This is a genomic window from Anaerocolumna jejuensis DSM 15929, assembly GCF_900142215.1.
Classification (GTDB): Bacteria; Bacillota; Clostridia; order Lachnospirales; family Lachnospiraceae; genus Anaerocolumna; species Anaerocolumna jejuensis.
This window is the reverse complement of sequence record NZ_FRAC01000006.1, coordinates 121,480-139,069: the sequence shown is the minus strand read 5'-3', so window position 1 is coordinate 139,069 and position 17,590 is coordinate 121,480. Positions and strand designations below refer to the sequence as shown.

General features: G+C 38.7%; 13 protein-coding genes and 1 riboswitch. Of the genes, 12 read left to right on the top strand and 1 reads right to left on the bottom strand.

The window, feature by feature from the left end:
• The first annotated feature begins 4 nt into the window (after positions 1-4).
• The 3 genes from BUB77_RS00605 (at position 5) to BUB77_RS00595 (ending at position 1,546) form a co-directional block, all read left to right on the top strand.
• On the top strand, positions 5-721 hold the full coding sequence (locus tag BUB77_RS00605) for a phosphotransferase (protein ID WP_073271811.1): 717 nt from the start codon (positions 5-7) through the stop codon (positions 719-721).
• A gap of 22 nt (positions 722-743) precedes the next feature.
• The gene (locus BUB77_RS00600) at positions 744-968 is read left to right on the top strand and encodes a hypothetical protein (protein WP_073271808.1); all 225 of its coding nucleotides are present in this window, start codon (positions 744-746) and stop codon (positions 966-968) included.
• Positions 969-1,045: 77 nt separating this feature from the next.
• Positions 1,046-1,546: a cupin domain-containing protein gene (locus tag BUB77_RS00595; protein ID WP_084123844.1), complete on the top strand. Its 501-nt coding sequence runs from the start codon at positions 1,046-1,048 to the stop codon at positions 1,544-1,546.
• Positions 1,547-1,728: 182 nt separating this feature from the next.
• Here the strand turns inward: BUB77_RS00595 and BUB77_RS00590 are convergent, their stop codons facing one another.
• Complete coding sequence (locus tag BUB77_RS00590) at positions 1,729-2,784, bottom strand: tyrosine-type recombinase/integrase (RefSeq protein ID WP_073271805.1); 1,056 nt, start codon at positions 2,782-2,784, stop codon at positions 1,729-1,731.
• 356 nt (positions 2,785-3,140) lie between these two features.
• On the opposite strand from BUB77_RS00590, the gene BUB77_RS00585 reads away from it, so the two are divergent.
• From BUB77_RS00585 to BUB77_RS00545, 9 genes are all read left to right on the top strand, one after another.
• Complete coding sequence (locus BUB77_RS00585; RefSeq protein WP_073271802.1) at positions 3,141-5,744, top strand: N-acetylmuramoyl-L-alanine amidase; 2,604 nt, start codon at positions 3,141-3,143, stop codon at positions 5,742-5,744.
• Between the two features lie 179 nt (positions 5,745-5,923).
• Positions 5,924-8,284, top strand: a complete 2,361-nt coding sequence (locus BUB77_RS30350; RefSeq protein WP_242962310.1) for a glycoside hydrolase family 10-like protein — start codon at positions 5,924-5,926, stop codon at positions 8,282-8,284.
• A 257-nt stretch (positions 8,285-8,541) separates the two neighbouring features.
• Positions 8,542-9,126: a YcxB family protein gene (locus BUB77_RS00575; protein ID WP_073271800.1), complete on the top strand. Its 585-nt coding sequence runs from the start codon at positions 8,542-8,544 to the stop codon at positions 9,124-9,126.
• Positions 9,127-9,232: 106 nt separating this feature from the next.
• The gene (locus BUB77_RS00570) at positions 9,233-9,832 is read left to right on the top strand and encodes a non-canonical purine NTP pyrophosphatase (protein ID WP_073271798.1); all 600 of its coding nucleotides are present in this window, start codon (positions 9,233-9,235) and stop codon (positions 9,830-9,832) included.
• 91 nt (positions 9,833-9,923) lie between these two features.
• A riboswitch (NiCo riboswitch) is annotated at positions 9,924-10,011 on the top strand.
• Between the two features lie 79 nt (positions 10,012-10,090).
• Positions 10,091-10,975, top strand: a complete 885-nt coding sequence (locus BUB77_RS00565; RefSeq protein WP_073272902.1) for a cation diffusion facilitator family transporter — start codon at positions 10,091-10,093, stop codon at positions 10,973-10,975.
• 151 nt (positions 10,976-11,126) lie between these two features.
• Positions 11,127-12,836 (top strand): M3 family oligoendopeptidase, encoded by a 1,710-nt coding sequence (locus BUB77_RS00560; protein WP_073271795.1) that lies wholly within the window; start codon positions 11,127-11,129, stop codon positions 12,834-12,836.
• A 50-nt stretch (positions 12,837-12,886) separates the two neighbouring features.
• Positions 12,887-13,867, top strand: coding sequence for a radical SAM protein (locus BUB77_RS00555; protein WP_073271792.1), 981 nt, complete (start codon positions 12,887-12,889; stop codon positions 13,865-13,867).
• 25 nt (positions 13,868-13,892) lie between these two features.
• Positions 13,893-15,695 (top strand): ABC transporter ATP-binding protein, encoded by a 1,803-nt coding sequence (locus BUB77_RS00550; protein WP_073272901.1) that lies wholly within the window; start codon positions 13,893-13,895, stop codon positions 15,693-15,695.
• Positions 15,682-17,451 (top strand): ABC transporter ATP-binding protein, encoded by a 1,770-nt coding sequence (locus tag BUB77_RS00545; protein ID WP_073271789.1) that lies wholly within the window; start codon positions 15,682-15,684, stop codon positions 17,449-17,451. Before BUB77_RS00550 ends, BUB77_RS00545 begins: the two co-directional genes overlap by 14 nt.
• Positions 17,452-17,590 lie beyond the last annotated feature (139 nt).

Below are 17,590 nucleotides of genomic sequence, written 5' to 3'. Positions count from 1 at the left end.
AAGTATGATTGAAGAAGCACTTAAGAGTTACAGTTTTATACAACCCGAGGCGGTTTTCATTCGGCATAATGAAAATATGACCTACAAAATATCGGATGGTGATAAAAATTACTTGTTGAGAATTCATAAAGCAGCAGAAGGCTTAGATTTCTCAACGAGCTATGGAGATACGCCCAGGCAGGTATTTATTGAAAGTGAAATTGAACTTTTAAGAAGATTACATGATATCGGCAGTATTAAAACACAATATCCAATCAGAAATGCAGCGGGTGAATATGTAACACGTTTGGAAAGTGGTGATTTGGTAACTGTACTTTCGTGGCTGGATGGCGAAGATTTAATTAATAGCCCAATTTCGGAAGAACTCGTTTTACAAATCGGACAAATGATTGGGACACTGCACTATGCAACGGCTCAAATACCTGATGTGAAAAGATGCTGCTATGATGAAGAGTATATTATCCGGATGTCAAATGAGATAAAAAATGCCTGGGAAGCGAAACATATAGAAGAACATTCCTATGTACTGATAGAAAAAGTTTTGAATCACATAAAACGGATTCTGGCAGATGAAAAACAGAACTTTATAATAATACATGCGGATTTAAGCAAATCTAACATAATTTATGATAAAGGAAGCTTTTCACCGATTGATTTTTCGTTATCAGGTTATGGCATTCCTGAAATGGAACTGGGGGGGGATTATCTGCAGCCTAAATAAAGAGGAGTATATTCCTTCACTTGTGGCAGGGTATGAATCAAGGAGTAATCGTAACATAAATAATGCCTATATTAAAGCATTTTCTTCCTTATCGATCATTGGCTATATTGTTATTCATCATAACAAGGTTTACAAAGAGGAAACATTTGTGAAAGCAATGAGCCGTTGGTGTGATACCTTCTTTGAACCGGTAATTAAACAATTAGAAGAATATTATACTAATAAAGAAAAGGCTGCCAAAACTTAAAAATAATATGCCAAAAGTTCATTGCTTGACCGTTGTTTTGTGCAAATCATTATTTTTATTTTGAGAGGAATGTTATCATGCGAGAACTGGAAATAAAAAATGTAAAGACAGCAGTGTACCGCGACTTCAATTTGAATCAGATTTATGACTACATTGGTAAGAGTGAACAATCGTTCGAATTTCAAAGGAGTGAAAGTGTTTCACCATATAGAAGCGGCGAGGGAAAACTCAGTGTTAACTTCTATACATTACAACCTGGAAAAAGTAATTATACATATCATCAGCATACAGGGAATGAAGAAGTTTTTTATATTATCTCTGGGACTGCTACGTTAAAAACACCAAAAGGTGACTCTGAAGTCTCTGAAGGTGATGTAATTGTAATGCCACCAAATGAAAACGGCGCGCATATGTTGACCAATAATTCAAATGAACTGCTTTTTTACCTTGATGTTCATACAGTAGGTTCACCGGAAGTAGTTATATATCCCAATACAGGCAAAGTGCGTATTATGTCTGAAGACATACAAAAATCATTCAAAATCGAGTCGGAAGTAAACTATCTTGACGGAGAATAAGTTCATCTTTGGAATATAAGCATATTGCTTTCCATTATCTGCATACTAAACTATGTTAAAATTCAAAAATAGTAAAAAAAGAAGCACTCACAAATTTTGTGGGTGCTATATCTCTCATATTAAATAAAGTTCATTACTTCATATATTTTCTTAAAAATTTTATTCAGTTATTAGTTGTATTTTCAGTCAGCTTTTTCCCGAAGCCGTACCTTTCCCGCGGCACTTCTCCGTCTGGAGTCTTCGATAGCGGCGTAGTGCTTTTTGGTGGTATTAACGTCCTTATGCCCCAGTACATCGGCTACCAGGTAGATATCCCCGGTCTCTCTGTAAAGACTGGTACCGTAGGTGCTCCGAAGCTTATGAGGGGTAATGTTTTTTAAACTGGTAACCATAGAAGAGTACTTTTTTACAAGATTTTCAACGGATTTTACGCTGATTCTTTTTCGCTGCATAGATAGGAAAAGGGCCTCCTCGCTGCCAGCTTCCGGAAGGATGGTTTCTCTTTCTAACAGATAGCTTTCAAGAGCCTCTCTGACCTCATCTCCGAAGTAAATAATCGATTCATACCCGCCCTTTCTCCTGATTTTAATGCCGTCATTATGGAAATCCACGTCATTCAGGTCAAGGCCGACACATTCGGATACACGGATTCCGGTACCCAGGAGCAGGGTAATAAGGGCAAGGTCTCTTTTTTTGGTCTTCTCATGGTATTTTAGCTGCTGCTTTGTCATTTTTTCACCGGATTCCACCTGATCCAAAAGACGGGCTACCTCATCAATATCAAGACGGATGATTTCTTTGCTGTGAAGCTTGGGAATATCCACCAAAGCGGCAGGATTGGTCAGTATCATTTCTCTTCTGAAATAATAGTTATAAAAACTCCGTAAGGAGATAAGCTTTCTCTTTTTACCTGTCTCCTGATTTATGTACTCCGTCTCCCCTTTTTTATAATAGGAGAGATAATCCAGGTATTCTTCAACATCGATTGCCTTAAGCTGGTCCAGTACATCTATCTTAATATCCTTAATTGCCTTATTTTTAAAGGCAGGATTTGTTACTGTCAGAAATTCAAAAAATACCCTCAAATCATAGGCATAGGCAATGCGGGTCAAGGAGGAGGTAGTAGGCTCGATTCCTCTGAAAAAATCTTTGCAAAAGGATGGCAATTCCTCCAAAACCTTTCTCAAACGCACCGTATTGTATATATTCATGCTATCGTGGTAATTATGCTCTGCCATAAGGCACCTCCAATAAGAACAGTATAACATGATTTAGGCAAAATGACCATAAAATTCATGATTAACAATAAAATGACATATTTTTAACATGTTTACACGTTAAGTTATAAGAGAATGAGGGATGGGAGTATATTACAGGGAAGTAACTTAAAAACGGCGTAAAAAAATAAGGGAGGTAGATATAGAAAAAGTAGATGGGAACCTGATAACAACTGTCGGTGGGAGGATAGTTATTTTACCGGCAACCTAACATTTCAAATGATTTTTTTGTAATTTTTGCAAAAAAACAGATGTTTTAGCGGACATATTTTATTTTACTGCTAAACCCATTGTCAATATACAGAAGGAAGATAAAAATGGTTAAATTTAAAAACAGCTGGAAAATAATAGGGGTTCTGGCCCTTGCATTAATATGCCTGCCCTTTACGGAGGTTTCAGCAGCGTCCAACCTAAACCTGTATCTGTATAATACAAAGTCAAATCTTACTTATACAGGAAACCAGGCTAAGTATTATTATGAGGGCAAAGCCATTGATATGAAGAATACACCCGGAGTTGTCATTAATGGTACTTCCATGGCCTCCTTTCTGGATGTCTTTGTGAATTCAGGAGTGGGATTTGGTTACGCCTATAACAAATCCAAGGGAATCCTTACCTTATCAAAAAGCGGTAAGAAACTGGTGCTGACAGAAGGCAGCAAAACTGCCGTATTTAATGGAAAAAAAGTAACGATGTCTCAGGCACCTACAAAAATTAAATATAAAAATGTTAATTTAACAAAATTAATGGTTCCGATAAGGTTTGTTGCGGAAAGCTTCGGTTATGTATATACCTGGAACAGCAGTACATCAGCAGGAACCATAACAAATCCCCTGCACCTTAGCTATAATGGTAAAACAGTTAACTATACCGGTTCAAGAGGTTCTGTCACCATTGATAATAAGAAGGTCAATGTCAGCGACCTTCCCAGCATTATTATAAATGACACAGCAATGGTTCAGGCTTATAAGGTATTTTCGGCCTCCTCAATTGGTGCCGATTATAAATATGATAAGGCTAAGAAAGTGCTCACCCTTACCAAAGATAAAACAGTAGTAGTACTTACCATGGGTAAGAAAACAGCCTATGTTAACGGCAAAGCCCGTGTTATGGATACTGCTCCTTTAGTTGTTACGAATCTGGATACCAATGTAGCTTATGTTATGGTACCCGGCAGCTTTGTATCTTCCTATTTGGGGTATGATTACCGCTGGAATTCCTCTGCGAAGACTTCTGTTCTGACAAAAAGTAAGATTATAACGGTTCCGGATCAGAATAATGGAGGACCGGAGCTTGGCGGTGACCCGGCACCGGATACTACCTCCTTCAGCTGGGGCTTAACATCAGATAATTTGAATGAATATACAGGCTTAAGCAGTATAACCAATACAACGGAAGTTTCCCAGGATACAGCTGCAAGTTCTTATATTAACAGTATAAGCTTGGATGCCAAAACATCAAACAGTGAGACTTATGCAATCCGCGGAAGCCTTCCTTTCAGCAAGTCCACCCTGACCAAGCAGGATGCCGTATTAAATCTGCATATTAATAATGCAAATGCATCTGCTCAGACCTATACCCTTGGAGGCGCCTTATCCGGGAACGTTACTTTAGCTTTGGATAGTGCAACACCAACAGGTGCCGATATTGCATTCAGTCTGACAGATACTGATTTAAAATATGAGTTATCATTATCTGCTGACAGCAGTACCCTGTATGTTAAGATATACCGTAATTTTATAAACACAATATCAGCAGGTATTTCTTCAGGAAATGAGTTCCTTCAGATTACCGGTATGAAGGATTTAAAGGTGAACTTAACCGAGTCCGGAAATACCGTAACCTTACAATTTCCTGCTACCGCAAACGGTATCGGCGATAACAGCATACAGCCAGGACTTTCTTCCATTAAGACTGTAACCTCCTCTACCGTTGGAGGCATGGCAGTTATAACCCTTGAAAAGAATGGTTCAAATCAATACAATGTGGAACAAGACGGCAGCACCTACAGAATCGTTTTTGAAGCTGCTCAGACTGCCGGTTATTCCCTTAAATTCAGTATTCCGGATGGTTTATCCTATAGTGACATCACTACGGAAGACCAGTATTATAAGAACCGGATCCTGATTAAGCTTCCCGGTGATGTTACATCCTACTATACACAGAATCCGGTTCAATGGTCCAATAATGTCATCAATTCGGTGGGCTTGTTAGTAGAAAAAGGTGTAACAGAAATTGTGATTGACACTGCCGTTCTTCAGGGCTTTAAGCTTACGGACCTTGGAAATGCAAAAGTCGGTGTAACTCTTGGCAATCCCAGGGACATCTATAAAAATATAGTTGTACTGGATGCCGGTCACGGCGGAACAGACCCTGGTGCCGTACGCAGCCTGAATGGTAAGACTATCTATGAAAAGAATCTGAATTATAAGATTATGTATGAACTTACCAGACAGTATTTTGACAGTCCTGATTCTGAAGTAAAGGCTTATTATTCCAGATACGACGATACCTTGGTGAATTTATATGACAGAGCGGCATTTTCTGACCTTGTAGGCGCTGATATGTTTGTCAGCCTTCATATGAATGCCAATACCAAGACAGAACCAAAAGGTACGGAAATTTATTATTACGCTCCCAATACCTCTGTTAATTCAGCAGGGTTGAACAGCAAGACATTAGCAACCTTTGTCCTGAATTCCCTTACAGCTAAGATTGGCACACAAAAGCGCTATATATCAAGCCAGAATCTGGTAGTAACAAGAGAAAATCATGTTCCTGCTATTCTGATTGAGCTTGGCTTTATGTCAAATAAGAGCGATTTAACACAGTTGACCAATGCAAGTTTTCAGGAAAAATCAGCATATGCTATTTATCAAAGCATTTGTGAGGTATTCGATGCTTATCCTACCGGCAGATAATCTATCAAAACGGTTCGGTACATAAGTTCAGTAAGCTTGAAAATAACAATAAAGATAATGACAGCCGGTTGTAAATATACAAGACCGGCTGTTTTACCGAAGATAAAAAATAAGGTTATATATAAGCAATTGCAATTAAATAGGATGCGCACTGAAAATGCGCCGGAATGAGGTGAAGTATGTTACGCAAGATAAGAAGAAGTTATATATGGACATTATTTTTCCTGTTATTAACAGGAAGTGTCCTGTTACAAAAGCCGGAAGCAGTTTTTGCCGCCAGGGATACGGCAGCTCCGAAATTAACTGTGACACAAAATACGGCAGCACCTACAAATGGTAAAGTAAATGTAACAGTAAAAGCGGTAGATGCCTCCGGTATCAAAACTGTAAAATGGGCCTATGATAAAAAATCTGCGTCCTACTTTAAGTCAGCAGGAAAAGCTCTGAAAGTCAATTCAAAGGGTATTGCTTCTGTAGCATATTCTGCCAACAGGACCTATACCTTCTATGCACTGGATAAGGCAGGCAATGCTGCAGTCAAAACCATTACCATATCCAATATCGATACAAAGGCCCCGGCCTTAACTGTCGGTATGAGTACAAAAAATATCACAAACCAGGATGTAATATTGACTTTTTCGGTAAAGGAAACCGGTAAAGGCATTGGCAGCCTGCAGTATCTTACAGGTACAAAGAAGGCGGGAGATTTTACAAAGCAGGCAAAATCCCTCAATTTAAAGACAGTATCGTCTGATACGAAGAAAGGTATCTATACGTATACGGCAAGCATGACGGTAAAAACAAATGCTGTCTTTACCTTCCTTTTGAAGGATAAAGCCGGAAATAAGGTATTTAAGACGGTTACTGTAAACAATATCGATAAAACAGCTCCGGTATTTTCCTATACCTTAAGTGATGCTGCTCCGACCAATAAAAGTATTACGGTTCAGATAAAGGGTGAAGATTCGGAATCCGGCCTCGCAGCAGCTTATTACATGTCCGGAGAGAAGACAATAGAAGACTTTACGGAAAGTGCCAGAAAGGAAATTACCTTAAATTCTGACGGAACCGGAAGCTTTTCTGTCTCTGCTAATGGAAACCAGACAGTATTACTATTAGATAAGGCAGGGAACAGCACGATTGGAGCTGTTAATGTAACCAATATTGATGCACAGAAACCGACCCTGGCTTTAAATTATTCTGCTCTGAAACAAAAAGCAACCATTACCTATACAGTAAAGGATGCTTCCGGTATCGGTAAAATAAAGTATCTGAAGGGCAGCAATACCTCCACAACATCGGACAAATGGGATAGTGCAAAGGATGTAAGCTCCGCCTCTTCTTTCGTTGTTACCAGTGGAGGAACTTATAGTGTAATGGCAGAGGATAAAGCAGGAAACCGTGTTATTGAAACCATTGATATCCAGCTGGAATTTAAGGCGGTATGGATTTCCTATCTGGAATTTGCAAGTTATGGTAAGAATGGGTTTACAGAAGAATCCTTTAAGAAGACTGTCAATACGATGTTTGATAATGTTGTAAGCCTTAAAATGAACGCAGTAGTCGTTCAGGTAAGACCTTATGGAGATGCCATGTATCCTTCTGCCTATTTCCCCTGGTCTAAATACATATCCGGAACACAGGGTACTAACCCAGGCTTTGATCCCCTGGCCTATATGGTTAAGGCAGCCCATGACAGAGGCTTGGCTTTCCATGCCTGGCTGAATCCTTACAGGGTAACAACCGGCAGCACGGATTACTCAAAGCTTTCCAAGGATAACCCCGCCAGAGTCTGGAAGGAAGATTCGGATGCTTCCAATGACAGAAACGTTTTATCCTTTGGCGGAAACCTTTATTATAACCCTGCTGTTAAACAGGCGCAGGATCTTATCCTGAATGGTATCAGAGAAATTGTTACCAACTACGATGTGGATGGAATTCATTTTGACGATTATTTCTATCCGGCTTTGGGCAGCGGATACAAGACGAACTTTGATGCACCGGAGTATCAGGCGTATGCAGAGGTGTGCAAGATGAATAACGTCACTCCTATGACCATTGCCAACTGGAGAAGATACAATGTCAATACTCTTGTAAGAAATGCTTACAGCATGATAAAGAAAATAAAACCTGACGTAGAATTTGGTATCAGTCCGGGAGGATTTATTGACTCACTGGCAAGTGACCAGGCTTATTATGTAGATGTTAAGACCTGGCTGTCCTCTAACGGCTATGTGGACTATATCTGCCCTCAGATTTACTGGACATTTTCAAACAGTACCTATCCCTATGATAAAACATTAAAGAAGTGGCTCTCTTACCGAACCAGTTCCACTGTTAAGGTGTATGTAGGAATTGCTACCTACAGAGCCGGCTCCACTTTGGAAAAGGACTGGAAAAATGACCCGGATGTACTGAGAAAACAGGTTGAATATGGAAGAGATACCGGTCTTGTAGATGGGTATGTATTCTTCCGTTATGAATTTTTCTATAACAAGACCACCAAACCAGGGGTAGACAGACTCTTAGATATTCTATAGGGTTAAATTACCTGTTACATAACGAAAGCTATCATAATATGGAAAGGTACCGTATATCAGAAATGGTATAGCGGTACCTTTTACTGTTGTGGATTGAGATTGTAAAGAAAAATGGTATAGCTTCCTATTTGCCAATCTTCTTGACGACAATTAGCACATTTATTTTTATGCAGGATATGGATAATCTGTAAGAAATAGATTACAATAAAGAAGTGTTAAAAAAGACAGGACAAATTCATTGTATTTTAGGAGGAAAAATGGAAGTTAAAGTTAGGTTGACGGAAGAAGAGTACAGAGATTTCAGCATGATCTTTCCAAAAATCAAAAGGAAAAGCATAAATAAGAAAACAGTAGTCATTTTGACGGCAATTGTGTGCATAGTTCTAATATTGGCGAATGTAATGTGGAAGTTGGCTGTTCCTGCTTCAACTTCAGAACCGGTAATAACAAGGGAACAATCAATAGCAGAGAGACTATTCCATCTTATGCTGCCGCTATTTCTCATCATAACATACGTTGTTTTACGATTGCTGCGTCCGCTTCTGGTCAAAAAATCTGCCGGGAAAGAATTCTCCAGCAATAAACCGGCGCAAAAGGAAATCAGCTATTTTATTTCGTCAGATTATATTGAGATTATATCACCTGATATTCATATGACACTTCATTACGAGGATATACACCAGATATTTGTAACGAATAAGTATATCGTACTATTTGAATCGGAAAGACTTATCCGTATAATTCCTAAGAGATGCTTTGAAAATGAAGCTGCGTTGCAGACAGCTATCCAATTGCTGGAACAAAATGTATCCAAGGGGAAATATATTACTTATAAATTATAAAATCTATTATTGGATTTTTTAAGTTACCTTATAGTAAAGACAGGATGATACCGGTTATTGCACGACGGGTCAGGCAAAGAATTATGCCCAGGAGGAACAGCATAAGATGAAAATATTATACGGTACCGGAAACCAGGCAAAGCTTGGAGTGATGCAAAGAGCACTGAAGGATCTGAATATTGAAATTATCGGCCTTAAAGAATACAGCGGCAGAATACCGAAGGTTGCAGAAGATGGTCTTACTCCTCTTGAGAATGCAAGGTTAAAAGCCACTGCCTATTACGAAGCCCTTCATATTCCTGTTTTCTCCTGTGACTCCGGTCTTTATTTTGAAGGGCTTCCCGAGGAATACCAGCCGGGAGTTTATGTAAAGAGAGTAGCCGGAAAAGAATTAACGGATGAAGAGATGATAGCCTATTACAGTGGACTTGCCAAGCGCTTCGGTAAGTTAAAGGCCAGGTATAAAAATGCGATTTGCTTTGTTCTGGATAAGGAGCATGTTTATGAGAGCATGGCGGATAATTTATCCGGTGAAGCCTTTTATATTGTAGATACACCCCATAGCAGAAGAGTGGAGGGCTTTCCCTTAGACAGCCTTTCGGTACATATTGAGTCCGGATTGTATTATTATGACCGAAAAGAAACCAATCCCGATGAACTGGCAATGGATATCGGTTTTTATGAGTTCTTTCGGGAGATTTTATAAAGTTATAAATAGGTATTAACAATATCTGAGAAAAATCATATATTATTGTATTGAAATATCCTTTTCTTATTTTCATCTATAAATCGGAAAATAAATAAGAGATGAACAGACAATGTATCCTGGATACATGTAGTCGGGTCTTGTAAGGGGACAGTGGAGATACGATCCATGGGACAATTTATGTATAATTGTCCCATGTTTTTTTTACCCTTTTCTGTAATCGTATTCTGTACATATCATATTATTGGAGAGGTATTCATGGTTAAGAATAACTATATAAGGGTACAAAGAATATTAATTATTATACTCCTGTTAAATTGGCTGGTAGCGGTTCTGAAAATAGTAATCGGCACCTGCATCAAAAGCACCAGTATGACAGCTGACGGACTGCACTCCCTGACAGACGGGCTTTCCAATATAGTCGGCTTGATAGGCATTGGTTTTGCCTCCAAACCGGAGGATAAAGAGCATCCCTATGGTCACAATAAGTTTGAGACTCTTTCGGGAGTATTCATTGCTGTCCTTCTTTTCTTTGTAGGAAGCAAAATAGTTATCAATGCCATTCATGTATTACAAAATCCGGTAAAGCCGGAAATTACGTTAGCAAGCCTTCTGGTACTGCTGGCTACCCTGTTCATCAATATTCTTGTATCAGCAGGGGAATACAAAAAAGGGAAAGAATTATCCAGCCTCATTCTGGTATCGGACTCCATGCATACCAGAAGTGATATCTTTGTATCCATCGGAGTACTTATAACAGTAGTCGGGGTCAAAATAGGGCTGCCGCCGGCAGTCGACGGGGCAGTGTCCATTATAGTAGCAGTTTTTATCTTTCATGGAGCTTATGAGGTAGGAAAGACAAATTGCAATATACTCCTTGACAGAGTAGTGGTGGATACGGAAGAAATCAAGAATATTGTTATGAGTTTTGACATGGTAAAGGATACTCACAAAATCAGAAGCAGAGGGACCCTCCAGAATCTTTATATCGACATGCATATTATGGTGGAACCTTATCTAAATATTTCTGAAACACACAGGTTGGTACATGAGATAGAAAATGCCATCAGAGACCGGATGAATGCGAATGCCCAGGTCATAGTACATCTTGAACCTTATGCGGAGGAAGCAGCATTAAAATAATTTGAAAGTTATCTGTACTGATTTAAGTACTGCCAAATAATTACTGTAGAAATAATCTATTATAGTTGTAACTTTAAGGAAATATTGATATGATAGTATTTGAAAATACGGCTTTTCATAAAAATAAATAATAAAATATAGGAGATAGCAAATGGAAAAATTTACATTTTCAACATTAAATTATCAAAGACCAGATTTTGATGGATTTGAAAAAGAATACAGAAACCTTGCTGTTCAGGTTAAGCAGGCTGAAAGTTATAAAGAAGTTCAGGAGGTTCTTCAAAAGATGCAGGAACTGTCCGACCCGATGGAAACCATGTCAACAGTTGCTTTCATCCGCAACTCATTGAATACCACCGATGAGTTTTATGAAAAGGAAGTGGAATTCATCAATAACAGAATGGCGGAAGTAAAGGCATCCATCACTGCCTTAGGGAAAGAAATCCTGGCGAGCAGATTTACCGAAGATATAAACAAGGAGTACGGGAAGGAATTTCTTGTGGGATTGAAAAGAAATGTGGACCAATTCCGGGAGGAGATTATTCCCTATTTACAGGAGGAATCAAAATTAACCCTGCAGTATCAGAAGTTAATGGCAACCGCACAGATACCTTTTGAAGGAGAAGCCTTAAATCTATATGGAATCCAAAAGCATTTTGAAGATTCGGACAGAAATTCAAGAAAAGCAGCCTTTCAGGCCTATTCTGATTTTTATCATCAGAATGAAGAAGAGATGGAAAATATCTTTGATAAGCTGATAAAGGTTAGAAATGAGATGGGTAAGGCTCTCGGCTATGAAAACTATATACCTCTTGGCTATATGCTGCAGGAGAGAAGCGACTATGGTGTAAAAGAGGTGGAAGCTTTTCGTGAACAGGTCAGAAGAGAAATCGTACCTCTGTGTGAAACTCTCTATGAGGCTCAGAGGAAACGTATCGGTGTGAAGGAATTAATGGTCTATGATGAAAAGTATAAGTTCACGGATGGCAATGCGGAACCAATTGGGGATGAGGATTATCTGATAAGGGAAGCACAGAAAATGTATCATGAGATGAGTCCGGAGACCGGCGGGTTTATTGATTTTATGATAGAGCATGAGTTAATGGATTTAAAAAATAAGCCGAACAAAGCTTCTACCGGATATATGACAATTTTGCATTCCTATAAGGCTCCCTATGTTTTTTCCTGCTTTAACCACACCATTTTTGATATGCAGGTATTGACTCATGAGCTTGGTCATGCTTTTGCCGGTTATGAAGCAATGCGGGAACAGAAGACTTCCCGGTATTATATGGGCGGTACGGATATAGCCGAAATCCATTCCATGTCCATGGAGCAATTTGCCTATCCTTATGCAGAGTATTTCTTCGGAGATGCTGCGGACAAATACCGCTTTGCACATTTGCAGGATGCCATAACCTTTGTTCCCTTTGGTGTGGCAGTGGACGAATTCCAGCATATTGTCTATGCCAATCCGGATTTGACCCCAAAGGAGCGAACCTTGGAATGGCACAAATTAGAAGAAAAATACATGCCCTGGCGTAAATATGAAAAGGATGAATTTATGGAAAGGGGAGGCTACTGGTACCATAAACTTCATATATTTCTGTATCCTTTTTATTACATCAATTATACTCTTACGACCATGGGAGCCATGGAATTTAAGAAGCGTTATCTGGAAAATAAGGAGCAGGCATGGAAAGACTACTTAAACCTGTGTAAAGCCGGGTCAAGCAAAAGCTATCTGGAGCTTCTTAAGGCTGCCAATCTGTCGGTGCCTTTTGAGGAAGGAAGCGTGGCCAATGCCATATCCTGCGCAAAGGAAATCTTATTAAAGAGTATTGAAGATATGAAAGCTTAACTAAGTAGCGGAAGCTATAGAAAAAAATTTTGATATACATGGAGATTATAATGGATTATTTACCAATAAAAACTCTTTATTTGGAAGTAACACATGCCTGCAATCAAAGGTGCAGGCATTGTTACCTTGATGGCGGAATGCACCATCAGACAGCGGAAATGTCTACGGAGCAGATAAAGCATATAATCAAAGAATTTCAGGAACAGGGAGGAAACTACCTCATAATAACAGGAGGTGAACCTGTTGTCAGAAAGGATATATTTGAAATACTTGATTATGCGGAAAACTTAAGCATACCGTTTAATTTTGCTTCCAACGGCCTTGCCATGACACCGGAAAGGCTTGAAAAACTGGCAGGTTACAGGTGCCTTGATATGTATTTTACAAGTATATTAGGTGCAAACGCCCGGCAGCATAAGGATATAACGCAAAGAGACAGCTATGACAAAGTAATGGAAGCCCTTGCCTTTTTAGACAGCAAGGGCATATTCACCTATGTTCAGGTTACACTGGCAAAAGAATATTTGAATGAGATAGAGGAAATTGGGAGGAAGCTCTTAGATTCTTACAATTGTATGGTCAAATTCACACCTATTGCCGCCCTTGGTTCAAAATCAGAAGAAGAGAAGGAAGAAAGCAAAGCATTGATAATTACAAAAGAGGATTTTCCTCTTTTTCTTCAGAAAGTTGAAGCGCTGAACCAAAGGTACCCGGAGCGTATTGACAAAAGCAATATTCAAAATTATGACCAGATAAAAGCCATGATTTCTGATTATCAGGATGAGCCGCTTTATTCCCTGTCCGATGGATTTCTGGCAGTGCGCCCCAACGGAGATATGAGCTTTTCCTGTAACATGGACAATCCTTATACCTTCGGAAAAGCCTATGAAAGCATCAGGATACCTGCCGATGAGAAGCTTTTCCATTACATAGATATACTAAAGACAGCAGAACAACAGGTTTTAAGAGACTCCAGGGAGAATATAGTAGAGGTGGATGTATTGGTTGATTACTATATCAAAAAGCAGTAATACGAAAGCGAAAAAGGAGTATATTTTGAATACGAAAGCGAAGGATGTAATAAATAATCTGTTATTTGTTATGGAATATATAGCTAAATGGAAAAAGTCCATCTTTTTTGATATCGGAATATATTCCATTTTTCTTGGATTATCACCATTTATATGGATATATGTGCCAAAGCTTCTGATTGATGAATTAACGGACGGAAAAAATATTAAAAAAATTGCAGTGATACTTGTATTGGCATTGGTCATAGCCGGAATAACCGGGTATTTTAAAGAATATTTACAGGGCAGGTTCCGCATGAAAATGAATGCGGTCCGGTATGGTTTTATCCGGATGTTAGCTGAAAAGACAATGAAGATGAATTATGCCTATACGGAAGATCCGGACATTTTAAAAGAAGTCAGGATAGCATTAAATACGGTAAATAACCCCGCAGAAGGATTTGGACTTGTAATAATTAAACTATTTTCCATACCCGGCAATGTTATAGGCTTTTTGATATTTTCGGTTATTCTCATTCAGCTAAATCCTTATATATGGGGAGTTTTGCTGGTTTCCATGTTTTTATCCTATTTGTTTATCGATAAGGCAAACCGCTATCGAAGGAGCTGCAAGGACGAGCTGGCCCAGGAAGAGAGAATGTCTTATTACGGCTCCTCCAAGCTGTCGGATTTTCAATATGGCAAGGACATGCGGTTGTATGGCTTAAAGTCCATGATACTAAAAAAGAAAAAAGAAGCGGAAGGGAAGGCCTTACAAATAACCAATGCCATTAAAAATAAATACCTCTATGCCGGCATAAAAGAAGGTGTACTTATGGCTGTCAGAGAGGGGATTGTCTATACATATCTTATTATAAATGTCCTTAATGACAATATTTCTATCAGTAATTTCGTATTATATACCTTTGCCTTAAATGGATTTGTTACCTGGATGCAAACTACGATTAAGGATTTTGCTGATATCTGGGTAAATGCTCTCTATGTCAGTGATTTCCGGGAGTTCTTAAAAAAAGACGAGGAAAGCAGCATCGATAAGGGTTACAATCCAGAGGCTTCTCAATTTGATATTGTGTTTGAAAATGTAAGTTTCCACTATCCAAACAGCAAAAGAGATATCTTGAAAGATTTTTCCATCCATATGAAAGCGGGAGAAAAGCTGGCGCTGGTTGGAATTAATGGTGCGGGTAAAACAACCCTTGTTAAGTTATTAACAAGATTGTATGAGCCAACAGGCGGAAGAATTCTGGTCAATGGAATGGACATAAGAGAATATGATTTGGAACAGTACCGTAAACTGTTTTCTGTGGTATTCCAGGATACAAAGGTATTTGCCTTTACCATAAGAGAAAATATAACCATGGAATTTGAGACCCAGGAGGAAGAGAAATACAAAGAAGCCTTGCTGCAATCCGGTATTAATGAAAAAATAAACCGTCTGGAGAAAAAGGACGGGACCAATTTGTTTAAAATAATGGATGAAGAAGGCGTCGAACTATCAGGCGGTGAAATCCAAAAGTTATCAATGGCAAGAGCTCTTTATAAGGACGGTGATATCATCATCATGGATGAGCCAACCGCTGCATTGGATGCCTTGGCAGAATCCAGAATTTATACGGAGTTTGATAATCTGATAAAGAATAAAACGGCAATCTATATCTCCCACAGGTTGTCAAGTACCCGGTTCTGTGATAATATTGCTTTTCTTGAAGACGGAGAGCTGAAAGAATACGGCACACATGAACAATTGATGAGGCTTAATAAGTCTTATGCAGCTATGTTCCAGATACAGGCAGAATATTATAAGGAGGAAGGACATGAAGAACAGTAAATTATTATTGTATTTTTACCGGATGGTCTATTCCTTATCACCTGCTTATATTATCACAATATTACTGTCTACTGCAATACAGGCAGCCGCACCATTTATTAATATCATTGTTCCAAAATTAATTATCGATGAATTGATGGGAGAGCAGGATAAGAAGAAATTATTTCTATATGCAGCAATATTGATACTGGGGAATTTATTCTTTAAGCTCTTAAGCAGCTATTTTGTTAAAAAGGTAGAAATGGGTGAAGAAAAATTCAGCTACCAGCTGGATTCCTATCTGGGAAGCAAATGCGTAGACATGGACTTTGAAAATGTCGAAAAGTCAGAAATACTGGACTTAAAGGAGAAAGCTTTTTTTGCAATATATAATCTGAATGCCGTCAGAAGGACCGTCGAGAGTGGAGCAGCAATTATTAATCAGCTTGTGACTCTTGCAGGGTTGGGCTACATCTTAAGCATATTAAATCCACTTATCATAATAGTACTTTTACTTATAGTATGTATGAACGCTCTGTTATTTAAAAAAATGGAGAGAATCCAATATGAAGATAACCAGAAGGCTGTATATGACAATAGGGCCTTTGGGTATTTTGTTAGACTGACTGCGGATTTTTCCATGGGAAAGGATGTCCGGTTATATAACAGTGCTCCTTTGTTAATCAGAAAAATGAAGCACTTTATGGATAATCTTCTGGCAATCTATTCAAGACTCTTTACGGAAACAGGAAAATGCACCGGAATCTCCAATATAAATGTCCAGATTCAGACAGTTATCGTATACGCTTATCTGGCAGTAAAGGTAATGGCCGAAAAGATTACGATCGGAAGCTTTACCATGTATGCAGGTGCAGCAAGGAGCTTTAGTGATTCCTTATTGAGCTTTATCAATGCTTTTATAGAAATAAATCAATTATGCATGTACCTGGAAATGTTTATGAAATTTGATAAAATAAAAGTAAAAGATCAGGATGGAAAATATACAGCAGAAGATATTAAGGATTATACCATAGAATTTCGGGATGTTTCCTTTGCCTATCCCGGTAAAAAAGAATATACACTGAAAAATATATCCATAACAATAGTTCCCGGTGAAAAGCTATCCATAGTAGGGTTAAACGGTGCCGGAAAAACGACCTTTATAAAATTGCTGACACGGCTCTATGAGCCTTCTTCGGGGGATATACTTTTGGGTGGGGTTAATATAAAGGAAATAAAATATGAGGAATACTTAAGGCTGTTATCGGTTGTATTTCAGGATTTCAAATTATTGTCCTATACAATCAGGGAAAATTTAACCGTGAAGCCAGGTATAGAAGAAGAGGACATACGAAAGGAGCTTGATAAAGCAGGTTTTGCAAAGGATTTAGAGAAATTGGAAAAGGGGATTGATACCAGCATCTATAAGGATATTGATAAGACCGGAGTTGAATTCTCAGGAGGACAAAGTCAAAAAATAGCCATAGCCAGAGCCTTATGCAAAGATTCGCCCATTGTTATATTGGATGAGCCAACCTCGGCTTTAGACCCTATATCAGAATATGAAGTATATCAGAGCTTCGATAAACTGGTCAAGGGAAAAACGGCTATTTATATCTCACACAGACTTTCCAGTACAAGATTCTCCGATAAAATTGCTGTATTTCAGGATGGCAGGATTGTAGAATACGGGCCTCACAAGGAACTGATTAAACAGAGTGAATCCCTCTATGCAACCATGTTTCAGACACAGGCAAAATATTATCTTGAGGCTTAAAGCGTAAGGTTTAAAGAAGGGATAGTGTGAAAATTAAAAAGCAATTTTCACACATACGATTGTGCCTGCGAAATCCTCAGCCCAATCTTGCGTCGTGTTGGGAAGGCATGGCGGTTAGTGTGAAATACTTTCTGGTTAA

Excerpts from the sequence above, each read along its gene's own strand:
- BUB77_RS00605 (WP_073271811.1), top strand. The coding sequence starts at position 5 with ATGATTGAAGAAGCACTTAAGAGTTACAGTTTTATACAACCCGAGGCG.
- BUB77_RS00595 (WP_084123844.1), top strand. The coding sequence starts at position 1,046 with ATGCGAGAACTGGAAATAAAAAATGTAAAGACAGCAGTGTACCGCGAC.
- BUB77_RS00590 (WP_073271805.1), bottom strand. The coding sequence starts at position 2,784 with ATGGCAGAGCATAATTACCACGATAGCATGAATATATACAATACGGTG.
- BUB77_RS00585 (WP_073271802.1), top strand. The coding sequence starts at position 3,141 with ATGGTTAAATTTAAAAACAGCTGGAAAATAATAGGGGTTCTGGCCCTT.
- BUB77_RS30350 (WP_242962310.1), top strand. The coding sequence starts at position 5,924 with ATGTTACGCAAGATAAGAAGAAGTTATATATGGACATTATTTTTCCTG.
- BUB77_RS00575 (WP_073271800.1), top strand. The coding sequence starts at position 8,542 with ATGGAAGTTAAAGTTAGGTTGACGGAAGAAGAGTACAGAGATTTCAGC.
- BUB77_RS00570 (WP_073271798.1), top strand. The coding sequence starts at position 9,233 with ATGAAAATATTATACGGTACCGGAAACCAGGCAAAGCTTGGAGTGATG.
- BUB77_RS00565 (WP_073272902.1), top strand. The coding sequence starts at position 10,091 with ATGGTTAAGAATAACTATATAAGGGTACAAAGAATATTAATTATTATA.
- BUB77_RS00560 (WP_073271795.1), top strand. The coding sequence starts at position 11,127 with ATGGAAAAATTTACATTTTCAACATTAAATTATCAAAGACCAGATTTT.
- BUB77_RS00555 (WP_073271792.1), top strand. The coding sequence starts at position 12,887 with ATGGATTATTTACCAATAAAAACTCTTTATTTGGAAGTAACACATGCC.
- BUB77_RS00545 (WP_073271789.1), top strand. The coding sequence starts at position 15,682 with ATGAAGAACAGTAAATTATTATTGTATTTTTACCGGATGGTCTATTCC.